Raw genomic sequence first — 17,600 nt, 5'->3', positions numbered from 1 at the left:
CGCAATGAAGCATGTTTTATCGACGGTGGCGTTGGCGTTGGCGGCCATGGGATGCTCGGCCAAGGAAGTCAGCGTGCATGATCCGGTGATGGCGAAGGAAGGCGATACCTACTATGTGTTTAGCACAGGGCCGGGTATCACTTTCTACAGTTCGAAGGATATGAAGAACTGGACGCCGGAGGGCCGCGTGTTCAAGGGCCAGCCGGTGTGGGCGAAGAAAGCAGCGCCGACGTTTGACGACCATATCTGGGCGCCGGACATCCAGTTCCATGACGGTCAATACTACTTGTATTATTCCGTTTCGGGCTTTGGAAAAAACACGTCCGGCATTGGCGTCACCGTTAATAAAACATTGAACCCTCGTTCTCCTGACTACAAGTGGGTGGACAAGGGGATGGTGTTGCAGTCGGTGCCGGTGCGGGACGACTGGAACGCTATCGATCCGAATGTGATCGAGGATGGCAAGGGCAATGCCTGGATGTCGTTCGGCTCTTTCTGGAGCGGGCTGAAACTGGTCAAGCTGAATAAGGATTGGACTGGCATCGCGGAACCGCAGGAGTGGCATGCCATCGCCAGCCGCACCAGCGGCGAAGCTGCAGCCACCGAGAAGGCGGGACCGGGCGAGATCGAGGCGCCGTTTATCTTCAAGAAGGGCGATTACTATTATCTGTTCGTGTCGTTTGGGCTGTGCTGCAAGAAGGCTGACAGCACTTACCATGTGATGGTCGGCCGCTCGAAGGAGGTGGCGGGGCCGTATCTGGACAAGAACGGCGTTGACATGATGAAGGGCGGCGGCACACTGGTGATTGCGGGCGATAAGGACTGGAAGGGCTTGGGCCACAACAGCGCTTACACCATGGACGGCAAGGATTACCTTGTGCTGCATGCTTATGAGACTGCGGATAATTATCTGCAAAAGCTCAAGATCATGGAGATGAAGTTTGACGCCGCCGGCTGGCCGACAGTCGATCAGGCGGATTTGAATAAATACCGCAGCAACCAGCTGCCGGCGAAATAATGGCCAGCCCGCGCAAGTCCTCCCGCCGCCGCGCGCTGAAGCTGGCCGCCGGCGCAGCTGCCTCGGTGGTGTCGCATGGCGCGTTTGCCACTGTGACGCCGGCCGCGCGGGCTGAGGGTGCCGCCGGTTCTCAGGGACAGGTCGCGCTATTCCCGCTGAGCGACGTGCGCCTTGGACCCAGTCCTTTTCTGGAAGCGCAGCGCACCGATCTGCGCTACATCCTGTCGCTTGACGCCGACCGTCTGCTTGCGCCTTTCCTGCGCGAAGCGGGCCTGCCGCTTAAGCAGCCGACCTACGGCAACTGGGAGTCCACAGGCCTCGATGGCCACATGGGCGGCCATTACCTGTCGGCGCTCGCCTTGATGTACGCAGCCACCGGCGATGAAGAAGTCCTCAAGCGCCTGAATTACTTCGTCGCAGAACTCAAACGCTGCCAGCAAGCCAATGGTGACGGCTACATCGGCGGCGTTCCCGGCGGCGCGTCCGCATGGCGCGACATCGCCCAAGGCAAACTGCAAGCCGATAACTTCTCGGTCAACGGCAAATGGGTCCCGTGGTACAACCTCCACAAAACTTACGCCGGTTTGCGCGACGCCTATACCTACGCCAGCAACCAGGACGCCCGCGCCATGCTGATCGTCCTATGCGACTGGACGCTGGACCTGACCTCACACCTGAGCGACGAACAAATGCAATCCATGCTGCGCGCGGAACACGGCGGCATGAATGAAGTGCTGGCCGACGTGGCACAAATGACCGGCCAGCAGAAGTACATGGAACTGGCGATCCGCTTCTCCCATCAAGCCATTCTGCGCCCGTTGGAAGAAAACAAGGACCAGCTCACCGGCCTGCACGCCAATACCCAGATCCCGAAAGTCATCGGTTTCAAACGCATCGGCGACATCACCAGCCGCAAAGACTGGCAGCACGCTGCCGCCTTTTTCTGGCAGACCGTCCACGATCACCGCACCGTCGCCATCGGCGGCAACAGCGTCAAGGAGCACTTCCACGACGACAAAGACTTCGGCCCAATGATCGAAGAGGTGGAAGGCCCGGAGACCTGCAACACCTACAATATGCTCAAGCTCACTGAGTTGCTGTTCCTCGGCGATGCCAAAGGCAGCTACGCCGACTACTACGAGCGCGCGCTGTACAACCATATACTTTCGTCGCAGCGGCCTGACAGCGGTGGCTTCGTCTACTTCACGCCGATGCGGCCGAATCACTACCGCGTCTACTCGCAGCCGCAAAAAGCCATGTGGTGCTGCGTCGGCTCCGGGCTGGAAAGCCACGCGAAATACGGAGAATTTATTTATGCCCATCGCGGCGACAACCTGTACATCAACCTGTTCATTCCATCCACGCTGGATTGGCGCGAACAGGGTGTGCAAATCCGCCAGACCAACCGATTCCCGGATGAAGACCGCAGCACCATCACCGTCAAGGGCAACAAGACTTTCACACTGAAGCTGCGCTATCCCGAGTGGGTCAAACAGGGCGCCTTGCGTATCACCGTCAACGGCAAGCCGGTGGCCGCCGCCATTGGCGCCGACCGTTACGTCAACGTGCGCCGCGCGTGGCGCGATGGTGACAGGGTTGAGATCCACCTGCCGATGACAACGCGGCTGGAGCAGATGCCCGACAAATCCGCTTACTACGCCGTGCTGCACGGTCCTGTGGTGCTCGCCGCAAAGACCAATCCATTCCCCGGCGAGCAGCTTAACTACCTGGCCGACGATAGCCGCATGGGCCACATCGCCAGCGGACCTGTATGCCCGCTGGAGCAGGCGCCGGTGCTGGTCAGCGACAGCGCGGCGTTTGCCAACCGCTTCCGTCCCGTTCCCGGCCGACCGTTGACCTTTATGGCGCCGGGACTGGTGCAGTCGGTGGACGCCGGCCCGACCACCTTCGTGCCGTTCTTCCGCGTGCACGATGCGCGTTACGTCGTTTACTGGCCATATTCCACGCCGGGCGACCTGGCCGAGCGCCGCGCCAAGGCCGCCGAGGACGAAAAGGAGCGCCTTGCGCTAGACGCCCGAACCATCGACCAGGTGGCGCCGGGCGAACAGCAACCGGAATCCGACCACTTCTTCAAGGCTGAAGGCGCGGACGCCGGCATCAACAAGGGCAAGCACTGGCGCCATGCGACCAGATGGTTCAGCTATGAGCTGACCGACAAGAAGGGAGAGGCGCGTACTCTGCGGCTGACATATTCAAAACTGGATGCCGGACGCCGTTTCGATATTCTTGTCAACGACAAGCTGCTGGCCGAAGTGCGTCTCGACGCCAGCGCGCCACAGGAGATTTACACCCGCGACTACCCGATTCCCGCAGGTACAGCGCAGGCTGGCAAGCTGATCGTCAAGTTCGTCGCCCGTGACGGCTCGGTGGCGGGAGGGCTTTACGGTCTGCGCTTGTTGCGTTGATATACCAAAAAAGATATCGCAGAGTGTGAAAATATCATTGGATAGATATTTATGTTTCTCATAGTATTGATCCAAATAACAATATAAAAAATCTTATCAGGAGACTTGCCATGACATGCAATCGCAGAACCGTATTGGTCACCGCGTTGGCCGCCGCCATCACACTCAGCGTGCCATCCGCCTTCGCCGCCAAGCCACTGGTGATCGGTTTCTCGCAGGTCGGCGCCGAAAGTGAGTGGCGCACCGCGAATACCGTCTCGATCAAGGACGCCGCCAAGAAGGAAGGCGTCACCCTCAAATTCGCCGACGCCCAGCAAAAGCAGGAAAACCAGGTTAAGGCCATCCGCTCCTTCATTGCCCAGCGGGTGGACGTGATTGCGTTCTCGCCGGTGGTGGAATCAGGCTGGGATACGGTGCTGCTGGAAGCCAAGCGCGCCAAGATTCCTGTGATCCTGACCGACCGCGCGGTCAAGGTCAGCGATCCGTCGCTGTACGTGACCTTCCTCGGCTCGGACTTCGTAGAAGAAGGCCGTCGCGCCGGCCGCTGGCTGGTGGAGCGTCAGAAGAAAACGCCTGATGCCGTTTTGAATATCGTCGAACTGCAAGGCACCGTGGGCTCGGCGCCTGCGCTGGACCGCAAGAACGGCTTTGAAGAAGTCATCGCCGGTAATCCGAAGCTGAAGGTGATCCGCTCGCAGACTGGCGACTTCACCCGCGCCAAGGGCAAGGAAGTGATGGAAGCCTTCCTGAAAGCCGAGGGCAAGAAGATCAATGTGCTGTATGCGCACAATGACGATATGGCCATTGGCGCGATCCAGGCGATTGAGGAAGCCGGCCTGAAACCGGGCAAGGATATCCTGGTGATTTCCATCGACGGCGTGAAGGGCGCGTTTGAGGCCATGATCGCCGGGAAGCTGAACGTGACGGTGGAGTGTAATCCGCTGCTCGGTCCTCAGCTGATGCAGCTGGCCAAGGACGTTGTCGCGGGCAAGCCTGTACCCAAGCGCGTTGTGACGCAAGAAGGCGTATTCCCGGCCGACGTCGCAGCCAAGGAATTCCCGAACCGTAAATACTGATGACGATGAATTCTTCCGCACCCGCGAACCCGGTGCTGGAGCTGCGCGGCATCAGCAAGGCTTTCACCGGTGTGCAGGCGTTGAGTGGCGTGTCGCTCAATCTGTATCCCGGAGAGGTGCACACGCTGATGGGCCAGAACGGCGCCGGCAAGTCGACCCTGATCAAGGTGCTGACCGGCGTGTATGCGCCGGATCAGGGCCAGATTCTGTTGGCTGGCCAGCCGATACAGCCGCAGTCCACACTGGATGCGCAGCACCATGGCATCAGCACTGTTTATCAGGAAGTGAATCTCTGCCCGAATTTGTCGGTGGCGGAGAATATTTTCATTGGCCGTTATCCGCGCAAGCTGGGACGCATCGATTGGGCCAGCATGGCGGCGCAAGCCACGGCGCTGCTGGAGCGGATGCAGATTCGGATCGATGTGACGGCGCCGCTGGCGCAGTATCCATTGGCGATTCAGCAAATGGTGGCGATTTCGCGCTCGTTGCTGGTGTCTGCCAAGGTGCTGATTCTGGACGAGCCGACTTCCTCGCTGGATGAGAAGGAAGTGGATTTACTGTTCAACGTTTTGCGCGGCTTGCGCGAGCAGGGCATGGCGATTCTGTTTGTGACGCACTTCCTTGATCAGACCTATGCAATTTCGGATCGGATTACAGTGATGCGCAATGGCGAGCGGGAAGGGGAATACCTGGCCGCCGATTTGTCGCGCGTTGAGTTGGTCAACAAGATGGTGGGTGCGCCGGCCGTTGCGCAGGCACCCGCGGTCGCCGACACGGATGCGGCGCAAGCCCCTGTCGGCAGCGGCACGCGCTTCGGCGCTTTTTTGCGTGCAGTCGGCTTGAGCCGCAAGGGCGCCTTGCAGCCGATGGATCTGGAAATCGGCCAAGGCGAAATGCTGGGCCTCGCCGGCCTGCTGGGCTCCGGGCGCACCGAGGCGGCGCGCCTGCTGTTCGGCGCGGACAAGGCGGATACCGGTACGATCACGATCGACGGCAAGCAGCGTAATTTCTCCTCCCCACGCGACGCCATCGCCGCCGGCATCGGCTTCTGCTCGGAAGACCGCAAGCACGAAGGCGCAATCCTCGAACTGTCGGTGCGCGAAAACTTGATCTTGGCGCTGCAAGCCCGCATGGGCATCCTGCGCGCCATCCCGTTGAAACGCCAGCAGCAACTGGCGGAAGAATACGTCAAAGCGCTCGGCATCAAAACTGCCAGCATCGAAACGCCAATCGGCTCGCTCTCCGGCGGCAACCAGCAGAAAGTGCTGCTGGCGCGCTGGCTGGTGACTGATCCCCGGTTGCTGATCCTGGACGAACCAACCCGCGGCATCGACGTGCGCGCCAAGCAGGAAATCATGGACTACGTCTCGGCCCTGTGCAAGAAAGGCATGTCTATCCTGTTCATCTCGTCCGAGCTGCCCGAAGTGCTGCGCGTGAGCGACCGCATCGTCGTCATGCGCGACCGCAAGCAAGGCGGCGAATACCCGCGCGGCGCGCTCGACGAAACCACCGTGCTGCACGTGATCGCGGCAGGGGACCAGCATGCATAGTCCCGCCGCCCGCACCGGCAGCGCGTCAACCAAACCGAGTCTGCCCATGTTTGTGCAACACCCCATATTTCGTTCACTGGCCGCACTGGCGATCCTGCTGCTGATTGACCTGATCATGGTCCCCGGCTTCTTCCACCTGGAGATCAAGGATGGCCACCTGTACGGAAGCCTGATCGACATCGCCAACCGCGCCGCGCCACTGATCCTGGCCGCCATTGGCATGACCCTGGTCATTGCCACGCGCGGCATCGACATTTCGGTTGGCGCCACCGTTGCCATCAGCGGCACCGTGGCCGCCATGCTGGTGGGTGGCACCATGGTCACGAACAACGGCACGCCGGAGTACGTGGCCAATACGCCGATGTGGCTCGCGCTGGCCGCCGCCATGGGCGCTGGGCTGCTGTGCGGCGCGTGGAATGGCGCGCTGGTAGCCGGCCTTGGCCTGCAACCGATCGTCGCCACGCTGATCCTGATGGTAGCGGGGCGTGGTCTGGCGCAGTTGCTGACCGATGGCCAGATCATCACCGTCTACTACCAGCCATTCTTCTTCCTCGGCAGCGGCTATCTGTTTGGCTTGCCGTTCTCGCTGTACATCGTGGCGGCCGTGTTTATCGTCACCGCGCTGTTGATGCGGAAGACCGCGCTCGGCCTGTTCATTCAGTCGGTCGGCATCAACCCGGTGGCGGCGCGTCTGGCCGGCCTGAAGACGGCGGTCCTGATCTTCTTCGTCTACGTGTTTTGCAGCGCTTGCGCCGGTGTGGCCGGCCTGATGATCACCTCCAACATCAAGAGCGCGGACGCCAACAACGCCGGCCTGCTGCTGGAACTGGACGCCATTCTGGCCGTGACGCTGGGCGGCACGTCGCTGGCCGGCGGTAAATTCAACCTGGCCGGCAGCGTGATCGGCGCCTTGATCATCCAGACGCTGACCTACACCATCTACTCCATCGGCTTGCCGCCGGAGGTCAACATGGTCGTCAAGTCGGTGGTGGTGTTCGTGATTTGCGTGTCGCAGTCGGCGGAGTTCAAAACCATGTGGCGGCGCGCATTCCCGGCTGCCCGCGGAGGTAAAGCACAATGAGCAGCATGAGTATTCCCGCCGCTGGGCCGGCGCGTTCGATCATTTCGTCGCCTTATTTCACGTCGTTGATTACCGTCTTCCTGTTGCTGGTCTTGCTGGTCGCTGGCGGCGCGGCGTATCCCGGTTTCCTGTCGGTGCAGGTGCTGTTCAATCTCCTGATCGACAACGCCTTCCTACTGGTGATCGCGGTCGGCATGAGCTTTGTCATCCTGTCCGGCGGCATCGATCTGTCGGTCGGCTCGGTGCTGGCGCTGACCACCATGATCTGCGCCTACATGCTTCAGACCTGGCACTTGCCGCCGCTGCTGGTGATCGGCATCGCGCTGGCGCTGGGTACCGTGTTCGGCGCCGCACAAGGTGCGTTGATCCATTACTTCAAGCTGCAGCCGTTCATTGTCACGCTGGCCGGGATGTTCCTGGCGCGCGGCTTGTGCTACCTGATCAGCATTAACTCGATCACCATCGACGATCCGTTCTTCGTCGCGATGTCGCAAACGCAGCTGCCGATCGGCGACTGCTTCATCTCACCGGGCGCGTTGATCGCGCTGGTGACGCTGGCCGCCGCCATCTACGTTGCGCACTGTACGCCGTTCGGCCGCGCCATCTACGCCGTCGGCGGCAATGAACAGTCGGCGCTGATGATGGGATTGCGCGTGGCGCGCACCAAGGTGCTGATCTACGCCTTCTCCGGCTTCTGCGCGGCGCTGGCTGGCGTACTGTTTTCGTTCTACATGCTGTCCGGGTATGGCCTGCACGCGCAGGGCACGGAACTGGATGCGATTGCGGCGGTGGTCATCGGCGGCACGCTGCTCAGCGGCGGTTATGGCTACGTGGCTGGCGCGCTGACTGGCGTGCTGGTACTGGGCGCGATCCAGACGCTGATTGCCTTCGACGGCACGCTCAGCTCCTGGTGGACCAAGATTGTGATCGGCGGCCTGCTGTTCATCTTCTGTGTAGTACAACGCGTGATGACGATGCGCGCCAATAAAAAATAATTAACGACGACACTGGAGAGTATTTTGAAAAAAAGTCTGATGTTCGCTGCGGCGAGCGTGCTGGCGGGTTTGCTGGCGCCTGTCACGCAAGCCGCCAATCCCATCCTGCCCAAGGTGTTCACTGCCGATCCTGCGGCCTTTGTGGAAAACGGCACCGTCTATCTGTACGTCGGCCACGACCAGGCCACGCCGGCCGACAAGGATTACGTGATGAAGGAATGGCGCCTGTACAGCAGCTGCGACATGAAAAACTGGACCGACCGCGGCTCGCCGATCCAGCCGTCCGCCTTTAAATGGGCGATCGGCAAAGTGGATGCGTGGGCGGCCGACATCACCAAGCGCGATGGCAAATACTATTTCTACGCCACCGTCGATCACGCGAGCATTCCGGGCCGCGCCATCGGCGTGGCGGTTTCCGACAAGCCGGAAGGCCCGTTTGTCGACGCGCGCGGCTCGGCGCTTATCACCAACAACATGACGCTGGAAACGCAGATCGCCTGGGACGATATCGACCCGGCGATCTTCCAGGACGACGACGGCCAAGCCTATCTCTACTGGGGTAACTCGGTGCTGAAGTGGGCCAAGCTGAAAGCCAATATGATCGAGCTGGATGGCCCGATCCATACCGTGGGCGTCGAGCGCTTCACGGAAGCGTCCTACCTGCACAAGCATAACGGCACTTACTACCTCTCGTACTCGCGCGAATTCCCGGAGGAGACGGCGTACATGACCGGCCCAAGCGCCACCGGCCCGTGGACTTATCGTGGCGTGATCATGTCGAAGAACGTCAAGGTCAAGACCATCCACCAGGCGATTGTTGAATTCAACGGCAAGAACTACATCATCTATCACAACGCCAAACTGCCGGGTGGTGGCGAGTACCGCCGTTCGGTCGCGGTGGAGGAGTTTGCGTACAACGCCGACGGCACGATTCCATTTATCAAGCAGACCAAGGAAGGCCCTGCGGCCAACCCTAGTGCTGCTTGCAAGTGATATCAATAACCATGGCATTGAATAATAATCAATGCCGAACCTGATATCATTTACCTATGGATACAAACCCTAACTGGTTCCTGCGCGCGCGCCTCAAAACGCGCCAGCTGCTGTTGCTGATCGCGCTGGACGAACAACGCAACATCCACCGCGCCTCCGAGGAGTTGCACATGACGCAGCCCGCCGCGTCCAAGCAGCTCAAGGATCTGGAGGAGATGCTGGGCGTGCAGCTGTTCGATCGTCTGCCTCGCGGCATGGAGCCGACCATTTACGGCGAGACGATGATACGTCACGCCCGCATGGCGCTGACCAGCCTCTCGGCGGCGCACGAGGATATCGTCGCCATCAAGGCTGGGCTGACCGGGCAGGTGGACATCGGCACCATCATGACGCCGGGGATTTCTCTGCTGCCGAAGGCGATCACGCGCACCAAGCAGCTGGCGCCCAAGCTGCGCATCGGCGTGGAGATGGAGCTATCCAACGTGCTGCTGGAGCAGTTGCAGCGCGGCCGGCTCGATTTCATGATCGGCCGTATTCCGGAACGCGAAAGCGCGCAAGGATTGAGCTACGAGGAGCTGGGCGACGAACCGGCATGCGCGGTGGTGCGGGTTGGCCATCCGCTGATGAAGTCCAAGAACCTGCAACTGCGCGACATCGCCAACCAGCCGTGGATCTTGCCGCCGCAAGGCTCGATCCTGCGCGCGCGCTGTGAACTGATGTTCCGCCGCGCGGGGCTGGAAGTGCCGATCAACGTGGTCGACACGACGGCGGTGCTGCTGATTAAACCGCTGCTGCAGCAGACCGACGCGCTCAATGTGATGCCGATCGCGGTGGCGCAGTATTACGAGTCGCAGGGTGTGCTGAACATCCTGCCGATCGAGCTGCCGTGCCGCATGGACGCTTTCGGCATCATCACCGTCAATGGCCACATCCTGTCGCCGGGCGCCGAGCTGCTGCTCAAGTCCGTGCGCGAGGTGGCGCAGGAGATCTACTGACGGCGGATTTAACTTTGGTAGGGATTTTGTCGCTACTATAGGTTATGACGACCATATCCCCTTTAAGTAGCAGCGTTGTCTCTGTGCCTCCGGTATTCAAGGCGCAGGAACAACAAAATCTTCCCATGGTTGCTGACACTGGGGCGCAAGCGTCCAGCGTCGAATCTTCCGGCAGCCTGACAAGCATGCAAGCACCGTTGGCCAGCGCGCTGACGTGGAAGGTCAAATCCAGCGATCCGCTGACGTCGCTGATGACCATCAATTACGGTTCAAAATCCCTGTTGAACCGCTTTGACGGTTTGGGCGCCGCCGCGCTGCGCGACGTGAACAACTTCTCGCAGTCGGTATCGCTGTTAAATGCCGATCCGGTAGCGGGGGGGGATCAAGTCACGTTGAGCATCAAGATGGCTGATGGTATCGACGTCAAGGTCAACCTGGATAGCAAAGCCAATAGTCTCTCGCTACAGGTAAGCAGTGGCAGCAAGCTTGGTGCGGCTGACCGCGCCGCACTGGCCAAGCTGGCGGACGGCTTCCAGAACGCCATCGACAGCATGCGGGATGGATCCAAGCTGGATTTCACCGGGCTGCTGGCCTACGATTCGTCATTGGTGTCGTCGATTGATGTGGAGGCGAAAACGCAGTTTGGTACCATGCCGGCGCAAACGCAGACTTTTCATGTCGATCACGCGAAGCGGTCGTTCACCTCGGATGGGCCGGACAGTAAAGTTAATGTCAGCGTCGACCTACGCCAGTTGGCCGGCATGGGCAATGCGCAGCAGCGCAAGGTGGGCATGGACGCGTACCTGAAGCAGTTTGACGAAGCGGGTATTCGCGGCCACGCCAATGAGTCGACGCTGGCCACATTCAAGTCGGCGTTTCAGCAGATGACGGGTATGGCGTCGGAGACCACTGCGGTCAGTAATCGCCCCATTAATTTGTCGGACAGCGACCACGCGCTTTTGACCGGGTTGCCGGACTTTGACGCTTCCATGAGTAACACGCCGGTCGCGTCCAATCCGATGCGCCAGAATGAAGTCGATACGTTCTCATACCAGGTCTCGCAGAGCACCAACATCAGCGGCGACAGCCAGCGCAATCGCTCGATCTCGCAGAAGCGGCACGCACATCTGGAGGCCAGCTTCCACGAGTCGCTCGGCGCTACGCCGCTGGCGCTGGACAATAGCAAGGGCCCGCAAAACTACTACTTCAAGCATGTCAGCGAAGACCGCTCCAGTGACACCGAGATCGGCTACCACAATGGCATGCTGGTGCGCGCAACGGCAGACGAGCAGATTACCCGCACCACGCAGGTATTGAAGTACGTGATGGGCATCCTGACTGACGACAGCAGCACGCCCGAAGTATCAAATACCCGGCGCGATCTGATGACGCCATCTCACCTCGGTATCTAGGCAGCCATCGCACGGCAGGTGTGTTCGCACGCCTCACAGGCGCGGGCGCATTCTTCCATGCCATCCAGTTCCAGGCAACTCAGCGCGCAGGCATGACAGATGTCTGCGCACAGGGCGCAAAGGCGTGCACTGAAGGGGGAGCCGCTCAGTTGCAGGTTGGCGGAGGTTTCACAGATAGCGGCACAGTCCATCATCAACCGGAAATGGTCCGGCGCGACATGCCTGCCGCCCATCTGGAGGCAGTGCGTGAGCGCGGTTTGCAGGCAGGCCTGGTGGCAGTTGGTGCAGGCGTCAATGCAGTCCTGCATGTCTGGGATGTCGTTCATAGCCGCTCCTTTGAAGAAGCTACCATGCTAGGCCCGCGGCTCGCCCGCTTCTGTGCGTTGCCTATCAAATTCGCGACAGCCCGGGTCTCAGCGCACGCGGACCCCCGACATTTGCTCAAACGCTTCCAGCAGAATCTTGGCGCGGAAGGGTTTGAGGATGACGCGGCTGACCTGGCGGTCGCGCAGTTCGCGCATCAGGTCTGTGGTGGCCTGGTCGACCATCACCGCGATGGGGATCGCGGCGTCGCTGGCCGACATGCCGTTTCGAACCTTGTCCAGTAGTTCCAGGTTGTAGTGGCAGCCGTTCTGCACGCCGCAGTCGATGGCGATCACCGCGCCTTGAAACGCGCGCTCGCGCAGCATGCGTTCGGCCGCCTGCACGGTCGCCGCTTCGTGCACCGTGCCCAGGCCCAGCGAGCGCGCCGTCATGGAGACGGTTTTGCGCAGTAGTGGTTGTTCTTCCACCAGCAGCATGTTGAGGTGTCTGGACGGCGCGTCATGCATGGCCTGCCTCCGCGCGATTGGCCAGTTCTTCCAGCAGCAGGTCGCGCAAGGAGGTGAAGATCGCCATTTCGGTGGCGTCCAGCGTGCGCGGTTGGTGATCGATCAGGCATAGCGTGCCGATGACGAAGCCGGATGGCATCGGCAACGGCGCGCCGGCATAGAAGATGACGTGCGGTTCGCCGGTCACCAGAGGATTGTCGGCAAAACGCGCATCGGCGCGTGAATCGGGAATAACGAAAATGTCCGGTTGCAGGATGGCGTGCGCGCAGAAGGAGACATCACGGCCAGTCTCGCAGGCGTCGAGGCCAACGCGGGCTTTGAACCACTGGCGGTTTTCGTCGATCAGTGAGATCAGTGCGATTGGCACGTCGAATTCCTGTGCCGCGAATTGCACCACCTTGTCGAAGCGCTCTTCCGGTGGTGTGTCCAGGATCAGCATTTCTCGCAGGGCGGCGAGACGCTCTTTATCGTAGTCGGGTATGGGTGCAGCTAACATGGCGTGAGACGGCGCGACGGCCGCGTGGTCGTGTTGAGCTTACTCTAACATTATCTGCTACACGGAGCCATGCAAGATTGTTGACTCAGTCAGCAATGTGTCGCACAATTGCCCTGTATCGTTTGTTGGAGTTGTCATGCCTGTCCCTGTTTTTAACGACCGCGTTGCGGCGGTTCGTTCGTTTAACCGATTCTTTACACGTCAGATCGGCGTGCTGCGCGAAGGCCTGCTGCACAGCGAATTCACGCTGACCGAAATGCGCGTGCTGTACGAGTTGGCGAACCATGGCGACCAGCCATCGGCCGCGCTGTGCCGCGACCTTGGGCTGGATCGCGGTTACCTCAGCCGCATCCTCGCCAAGTTTGAAAGCGCGGGCCTGGTCAGCAAGGTGCCGTCGGCCACCGATGGCCGCTCCAAGCTGCTGCATCTGACAGACCACGGCCGCGCCGTCTACGAACCGCTGGACCGCCGCTCGCGGGAAGAGGTGGGCGACATGCTGTCGCGCTTCGGCGATGCCGACCAGTTGCGCATGCTGGACGCGATGCGCACCATCCGCGAACTGCTGGACGCGGAGTCCGGCCTCAAATACGCCCAGCCGTTCGTGCTGCGCGCGCATCGTCCGGGCGACATGGCGTGGATCACGCGCCGTCACGGCGAGCTGTATGCCACGCAGCAGGGCTGGGACCGCAGTTTTGAAACGCTGGTCGGCCAGATCTGCGCCGACTTTGAACGCGACTTCGATCCCGCGCTGGAACACTGCTGGATCGCCGAGATGAACGGCCAGCCGGTCGGCTCGATTGCGCTGGCGCGCAGCGGCGAGGAAGGCGTGGCTAAACTGCGGCTGCTGCTGGTGGAGGAACAGGCGCGCGGCTATGGACTGGGATCGCGGCTGGTGGACGAATGCCACCGCTTCGCACGCGCAGCCGGCTACCGCAAAATGCGCCTGTGGACCACCGACCAGCAGAAGGAGGCGCGCCATATCTACCAGAGCAAGGGCTACGTGCTGGTGGCCGAGGAGCCGGTACACGCCTTCGGCAAAGATATGGTCAATGAGACGTGGGAGCTCGATCTTATGGCAATATGCATAGCTTCATCCTAAATTGGGGACAGCATGCGGACGAGCAGACTGGCGGAGTGGTCGAAGCGGATTTTATTGGCGGCGCTGATTTTGCTGGTGCTGGCGGTTGCCGGGGCCTGGCTTTATTTGCGCGGCAGTCTGGCGCAGCTTGACGGCACGCGCCAGGCGCCCGGAATCGACACGACGGCCAGCATCGCGCGCGACGCGCACGGTGTGCCCGTCATCAGTGGCGGCAGCCGTGGCGACGTCGCCTACGCCACCGGCTTCGTGCATGCGCAGGAGCGGTTCTTCCAGATGGATTTGCTGCGCCGCGTGGCGGCCGGTGAGTTGTCCGAGCTGTTTGGCGACCGCGCGCTGGCGCTGGACAAGGCGCATCGGCTGCACCGCTTCCGCGCGCGCGGCGAACTGGCGCTCAAGTCCATGCCGGCAGAAGACCGCGCGCTGCTGGACCGCTATGTGGCCGGTGTCAACGATGGCCTGCACGCGCTCAAGACCAAGCCGTTTGAATATGCGCTGGTCGGCGCGACACCGCGCCCATGGACGCAGGCCGATACGCTGCTGGTGGTGTGGGCCATGTATTTCGATTTGCAAGGCAATCTGGAATCGCGCGAACTGGCGCGCGGCTGGTTCCGCGATCACACCACCGACGAACAACGCGCTTTCCTCGCGCCTGAGTCCACGCCATGGGATGCGCCGCTCGATGCGCAGCAGATCGACGCCGAGGTAGTGACGCCATCCGCGCCGCCTGCGTGGTGGGGCAAGCCAAAAGCCGGCGATACCGACTCGGTCAAGTCGGCCAGGCTGGCGCAGGCCGACTTCCTCAATACCGTCGGCAGCAACAACTGGGCGGTGGCGGGCGCGCGCAGCGACAGCGGCGCCGCCATCGTCGCCGACGATATGCATCTTGGCATACAGTTGCCGGCCATCTGGTATCGCGCCGCCTTGCAGTTCCCAGATGGGAAGGGCGGCCAGCGTCGCATCGTCGGCGTCACGCTGCCCGGCGCGCCATTCGTGGTGGTGGGCAGTAACGGTCATGTGGCCTGGGGCTTCACCAACAGTTATGGCGATTACCTGGACCTGATCGCGTTCGATAGCGACGCCGCCAAACCGGGCCAGGTGCGCACGCAGGCCGGATGGGAGACGCCGGTGGTGCAGGAGGAAACCATTCTGGTCAAAGGCGCGCCGGCGGTCAGGCTGGCGGTGCGCGAGACGTCGCTCGGCCCGATCCGCGAGGTGCAGGGCCGCAGCTATGCGCTGCACTGGAGCGCGCATCTTCCGGGCGCTGTCAACTTCAATGCGGGCAAGCTGGAGTCGGCCGACACGCTGGATCAGGCGCTGGCGATTGCGCCGACGCTGGGCGTGCCGGCGCAGAATTTCGTCGCCGGCGATGACCAGGGCAATATCGGCTGGACCATCGCCGGTCCGTTGCCGCGGCGTGCGACGCCCGGCACGGCGTCCACCTATCCGCTGACGGCCGACGATGCGGCTGGCCAGTGGCAAGGCTGGCTGGCGCCGGCGGAGTATCCGAAGGTGGTCAATCCGCCGCAAGGACAGCTTGGCACCGCCAACAACCGCCAGCTGGCCGGCGACGGCGCGGCGCTGATAGGCGACGGCGGCTTCGACCTCGGCGCGCGCGCGCATCAGGTGCGCGACGACTTGACCGCGCTGGGCCCGAAAACGGATGTGAAGAAAGTCTACGCCATCGGCCTCGATGACCGCGCCGTGTTCCTGACCGCGTGGCGTGAGCGTGCCATCGGCGCGCTGGACGCCAAGGCCATCGCCGGCAACGCGCAACGCACGGGTGCGCTGGCGCTGCTGAAGGATAACTGGAGCGGCAAGGCCAGCGTGGATTCGGCCGGCTACCGCATCACGCGCGGTTTCATGTACGCGGTGTATGACATCACCTACGGCGGCGTCAATGCGGAACTGGCGCAGATCGATCCCAAGGCCAGCATGGCGGCGGTCAGCGCGCGCTGGCCGGTGGTGCTGGCGCGCCTGCTGGACCAGCAGCCGGCCGGCTGGCTGCCGCCGCAATATCCGAGCTGGGAGGCCTTGCAGCTGGCGGCGCTGGACCGCGTGATCGCGGAGCTGACCAAGGAAGGCCAGCCGCTGAGGAACGCCACCTGGGGTCAGCGCAACACCGCAGCCAGTGCCCATCCGATGGCGTCGGCCGTGCCGCTGCTGGGCAAATACCTGAAGGTCGCGCCGGACATGCTGGCCGGAGATCAGCACATGCCGCGCGTGGCCGGGCCGACCTTCGGCCAGTCGGAGCGGCTGACGGTGTCGCCGGGCCACGAGGAGCAGGGCATCTTCAACATGCCGGGCGGGCAGAGTGGCCATCCCTTGTCGCCGTACTTCCTCGATGGCCGCATGGACTGGCTTACAGGGCGGGAGTCGCCATTGCTGCCGGGGCCTGCGCAGCATACGCTGACTTTTGTGAAGTAAGTCCGAACAGGGGGCGCAGCACGCCGATGCGGCGCACCACTTCAAACACGCCGAAGCTGATGCCGAAAGTGAGCACGATCAGGAATACGCCTTCGATGCCCGGCGCCAGTTTGATCGGCTTCATCCAGTGCGCCATGCTGACGATTAGCGTCTGGTGCAGGATGTAGACCGGGAATACGGCTTCGGTCAGGTAGCGGCGCTTGGCGCTGTCGAAGTTCAGATGACGGTGACCGAAACCGCACGCGGTCAGGATCGGCGCCCACTGGCACAGGCAGTAGATGGCGCGCATCACCGGCTTCCATTGCAGCACTTCCGGCGTGGCCAGCGCTTCCGGGATCGACCAGTAGCAGACGATCAGCGCCCAGCTGCACAGCCACAGACCAAGGCTGGTCCAGCGCAGTGCGTCAACGCGGGCCCAGAAGCCCGTCTGCATCGCCAGCAGCGCACCGAGTGCGAACAGGAAGAAGTACTGGGAGTGGCTGTACCAATCGTTGGTGAGCGCATGGGTAGTCGGGAAACGGTCGACCAGCAGGTAGCGCGCCGCCGCCAGCACGGCCACCGGCAGCACGACGATGCGCCAGCCGCTGAGCAGTCGTCCCAGCGCATCGGAGACGCGCTGGAAGCGGGAGCCCAGCAGCCACACAATCAGGCCGCCGATCATGGTGTAGGTCCACAGATAGGCGACGAACCACAGGTGGTTCCAGGTCGGCATGCGCAGGCAGTCGTCGCCGCGGCAGAAGCCGTGGTAGCCGCTGACGTAGAGGCGCATGAATTCCGCATAGCTGCCGTGGTAGGCGATTTTTTCCACCACTTCAAAATAGGACTGCGGCGGCACGATGACGAACATGCCAAAGATCAGCGGCACCAGCAGCCGCCAGCTACGCTGCTTGAGCAGCGCGCCGACGCGCATTTTTTGCAGCATGAAGGCGGTGGCCACGCCGGAAATCATGAACAGCAGGCCGAGACGCCACGGCGACGACAGGATCATCAGCGGTTCGATGGCGTCGCTGGCGTAGGGACTTTTGACGTGCCAGTCCCAGGTTACGTAGTACATGCCGGTGTGGTAGAAGATCAGCACGAAGAACGCGAAGATGCGGATCCAGTCGAGGAAATACAGGCGTGGCTTGGTCATTGATAGCTCCTTTGTGATGTCTTTAGATTAAGGAGCTGGCCGTGCGGCGTCCAGCGTCATGGGGCGAAATGGG

The 17,600-nt window shown here is 61.8% G+C and carries 15 protein-coding genes; 11 read left to right on the top strand and 4 right to left on the bottom strand.

All coding sequences use genetic code 11. From position 1 onward, the window contains the following. Nucleotides 1-4 precede the first annotated feature (4 nt). From HH213_RS28895 to HH213_RS28855, 9 genes are all read left to right on the top strand, one after another. On the top strand, nucleotides 5-1,018 hold the full coding sequence (locus tag HH213_RS28895) for an arabinan endo-1,5-alpha-L-arabinosidase (protein WP_169114630.1): 1,014 nt from the start codon (nucleotides 5-7) through the stop codon (nucleotides 1,016-1,018). Then, nucleotides 1,018-3,444: a glycoside hydrolase family 127 protein gene (locus tag HH213_RS28890; RefSeq protein WP_169114628.1), complete on the top strand. Its 2,427-nt coding sequence runs from the start codon at nucleotides 1,018-1,020 to the stop codon at nucleotides 3,442-3,444. Before HH213_RS28895 ends, HH213_RS28890 begins: the two co-directional genes overlap by 1 nt. A gap of 110 nt (nucleotides 3,445-3,554) precedes the next feature. Further along, nucleotides 3,555-4,520, top strand: coding sequence for an ABC transporter substrate-binding protein (locus HH213_RS28885; RefSeq protein WP_110849412.1), 966 nt, complete (start codon nucleotides 3,555-3,557; stop codon nucleotides 4,518-4,520). Beyond that, entirely contained in the window at nucleotides 4,520-6,070 is a 1,551-nt protein-coding gene (locus HH213_RS28880) for a sugar ABC transporter ATP-binding protein (protein WP_110849413.1), read from the top strand. The genes HH213_RS28885 and HH213_RS28880 overlap by 1 nt, the downstream gene beginning before the upstream one ends. Nucleotides 6,071-6,116: 46 nt before the next feature. Beyond that, nucleotides 6,117-7,151, top strand: a complete 1,035-nt coding sequence (locus HH213_RS28875; RefSeq protein WP_174864473.1) for an ABC transporter permease — start codon at nucleotides 6,117-6,119, stop codon at nucleotides 7,149-7,151. 5 nt (nucleotides 7,152-7,156) lie between these two features. Further along, on the top strand, nucleotides 7,157-8,146 hold the full coding sequence (gene yjfF / locus HH213_RS28870) for a galactofuranose ABC transporter, permease protein YjfF (RefSeq protein ID WP_110849626.1): 990 nt from the start codon (nucleotides 7,157-7,159) through the stop codon (nucleotides 8,144-8,146). A gap of 39 nt (nucleotides 8,147-8,185) precedes the next feature. Then, a complete protein-coding gene (locus HH213_RS28865) occupies nucleotides 8,186-9,139 on the top strand; it encodes a glycoside hydrolase family 43 protein (protein ID WP_169115490.1) in 954 nt (317 codons plus the stop codon). 56 nt (nucleotides 9,140-9,195) lie between these two features. Further along, the gene (locus tag HH213_RS28860; protein WP_110849415.1) at nucleotides 9,196-10,134 is read left to right on the top strand and encodes a LysR family transcriptional regulator; all 939 of its coding nucleotides are present in this window, start codon (nucleotides 9,196-9,198) and stop codon (nucleotides 10,132-10,134) included. Nucleotides 10,135-10,259: 125 nt separating this feature from the next. Next, on the top strand, nucleotides 10,260-11,546 hold the full coding sequence (locus HH213_RS28855) for a hypothetical protein (protein WP_169114624.1): 1,287 nt from the start codon (nucleotides 10,260-10,262) through the stop codon (nucleotides 11,544-11,546). Here the strand turns inward: HH213_RS28855 and HH213_RS28850 are convergent. The 3 genes from HH213_RS28850 to HH213_RS28840 all read right to left on the bottom strand — a co-directional run bounded on the left by HH213_RS28850 (nucleotide 11,543) and on the right by HH213_RS28840 (nucleotide 12,872). Then, nucleotides 11,543-11,872 carry a four-helix bundle copper-binding protein gene (locus HH213_RS28850; RefSeq protein WP_110849417.1) on the bottom strand — a complete coding sequence of 110 codons (330 nt, stop codon included), beginning with the start codon at nucleotides 11,870-11,872 and terminating at the stop codon, nucleotides 11,543-11,545. The genes HH213_RS28855 and HH213_RS28850 overlap by 4 nt on opposite strands. Before the next feature lie 87 nt (nucleotides 11,873-11,959). Further along, nucleotides 11,960-12,376, bottom strand: a complete 417-nt coding sequence (locus HH213_RS28845) for a DNA-binding transcriptional response regulator (protein ID WP_110849418.1) — start codon at nucleotides 12,374-12,376, stop codon at nucleotides 11,960-11,962. Continuing rightward, nucleotides 12,369-12,872 (bottom strand): GAF domain-containing protein, encoded by a 504-nt coding sequence (locus HH213_RS28840; protein WP_110849419.1) that lies wholly within the window; start codon nucleotides 12,870-12,872, stop codon nucleotides 12,369-12,371. Before HH213_RS28840 ends, HH213_RS28845 begins: the two co-directional genes overlap by 8 nt. 136 nt (nucleotides 12,873-13,008) lie before the next feature. Between HH213_RS28840 and HH213_RS28835 the strand changes: the two genes are divergently transcribed. Further along, entirely contained in the window at nucleotides 13,009-13,971 is a 963-nt protein-coding gene (locus HH213_RS28835) for a bifunctional helix-turn-helix transcriptional regulator/GNAT family N-acetyltransferase (protein WP_169114622.1), read from the top strand. 12 nt (nucleotides 13,972-13,983) lie between these two features. After that, nucleotides 13,984-16,395: a penicillin acylase family protein gene (locus HH213_RS28830; RefSeq protein ID WP_169114620.1), complete on the top strand. Its 2,412-nt coding sequence runs from the start codon at nucleotides 13,984-13,986 to the stop codon at nucleotides 16,393-16,395. On the opposite strand, the gene HH213_RS28825 is transcribed toward HH213_RS28830, so the two are convergent. Further along, nucleotides 16,331-17,527 carry an acyltransferase family protein gene (locus HH213_RS28825; RefSeq protein WP_169114618.1) on the bottom strand — a complete coding sequence of 399 codons (1,197 nt, stop codon included), beginning with the start codon at nucleotides 17,525-17,527 and terminating at the stop codon, nucleotides 16,331-16,333. The genes HH213_RS28830 and HH213_RS28825 overlap by 65 nt on opposite strands. Nucleotides 17,528-17,600: the final 73 nt, after the last annotated feature.

Source organism: Duganella dendranthematis, assembly GCF_012849375.1.
Lineage (GTDB): Bacteria > Pseudomonadota > Gammaproteobacteria > Burkholderiales > Burkholderiaceae_D > Rugamonas > Rugamonas dendranthematis.
Note: the sequence above shows the minus strand (reverse complement) of the source record. Positions and strands in the feature narration are given on the sequence as shown.

Bases quoted from the DNA above. Each gene is read 5' to 3' on its own strand.
- HH213_RS28865 (WP_169115490.1), top strand. From the start codon at position 8,186: ATGTTCGCTGCGGCGAGCGTGCTGGCGGGTTTGCTGGCGCCTGTCACG.
- HH213_RS28885 (WP_110849412.1), top strand. From the start codon at position 3,555: ATGACATGCAATCGCAGAACCGTATTGGTCACCGCGTTGGCCGCCGCC.
- HH213_RS28875 (WP_174864473.1), top strand. From the start codon at position 6,117: ATGTTTGTGCAACACCCCATATTTCGTTCACTGGCCGCACTGGCGATC.
- HH213_RS28860 (WP_110849415.1), top strand. From the start codon at position 9,196: ATGGATACAAACCCTAACTGGTTCCTGCGCGCGCGCCTCAAAACGCGC.
- yjfF (WP_110849626.1), top strand. From the start codon at position 7,157: ATGAGTATTCCCGCCGCTGGGCCGGCGCGTTCGATCATTTCGTCGCCT.
- HH213_RS28825 (WP_169114618.1), bottom strand. From the start codon at position 17,527: ATGACCAAGCCACGCCTGTATTTCCTCGACTGGATCCGCATCTTCGCG.
- HH213_RS28895 (WP_169114630.1), top strand. From the start codon at position 5: ATGAAGCATGTTTTATCGACGGTGGCGTTGGCGTTGGCGGCCATGGGA.
- HH213_RS28845 (WP_110849418.1), bottom strand. From the start codon at position 12,376: ATGCATGACGCGCCGTCCAGACACCTCAACATGCTGCTGGTGGAAGAA.
- HH213_RS28835 (WP_169114622.1), top strand. From the start codon at position 13,009: ATGCCTGTCCCTGTTTTTAACGACCGCGTTGCGGCGGTTCGTTCGTTT.
- HH213_RS28855 (WP_169114624.1), top strand. From the start codon at position 10,260: ATGGTTGCTGACACTGGGGCGCAAGCGTCCAGCGTCGAATCTTCCGGC.
- HH213_RS28880 (WP_110849413.1), top strand. From the start codon at position 4,520: ATGACGATGAATTCTTCCGCACCCGCGAACCCGGTGCTGGAGCTGCGC.
- HH213_RS28830 (WP_169114620.1), top strand. From the start codon at position 13,984: ATGCGGACGAGCAGACTGGCGGAGTGGTCGAAGCGGATTTTATTGGCG.
- HH213_RS28850 (WP_110849417.1), bottom strand. From the start codon at position 11,872: ATGAACGACATCCCAGACATGCAGGACTGCATTGACGCCTGCACCAAC.
- HH213_RS28840 (WP_110849419.1), bottom strand. From the start codon at position 12,872: ATGTTAGCTGCACCCATACCCGACTACGATAAAGAGCGTCTCGCCGCC.
- HH213_RS28890 (WP_169114628.1), top strand. From the start codon at position 1,018: ATGGCCAGCCCGCGCAAGTCCTCCCGCCGCCGCGCGCTGAAGCTGGCC.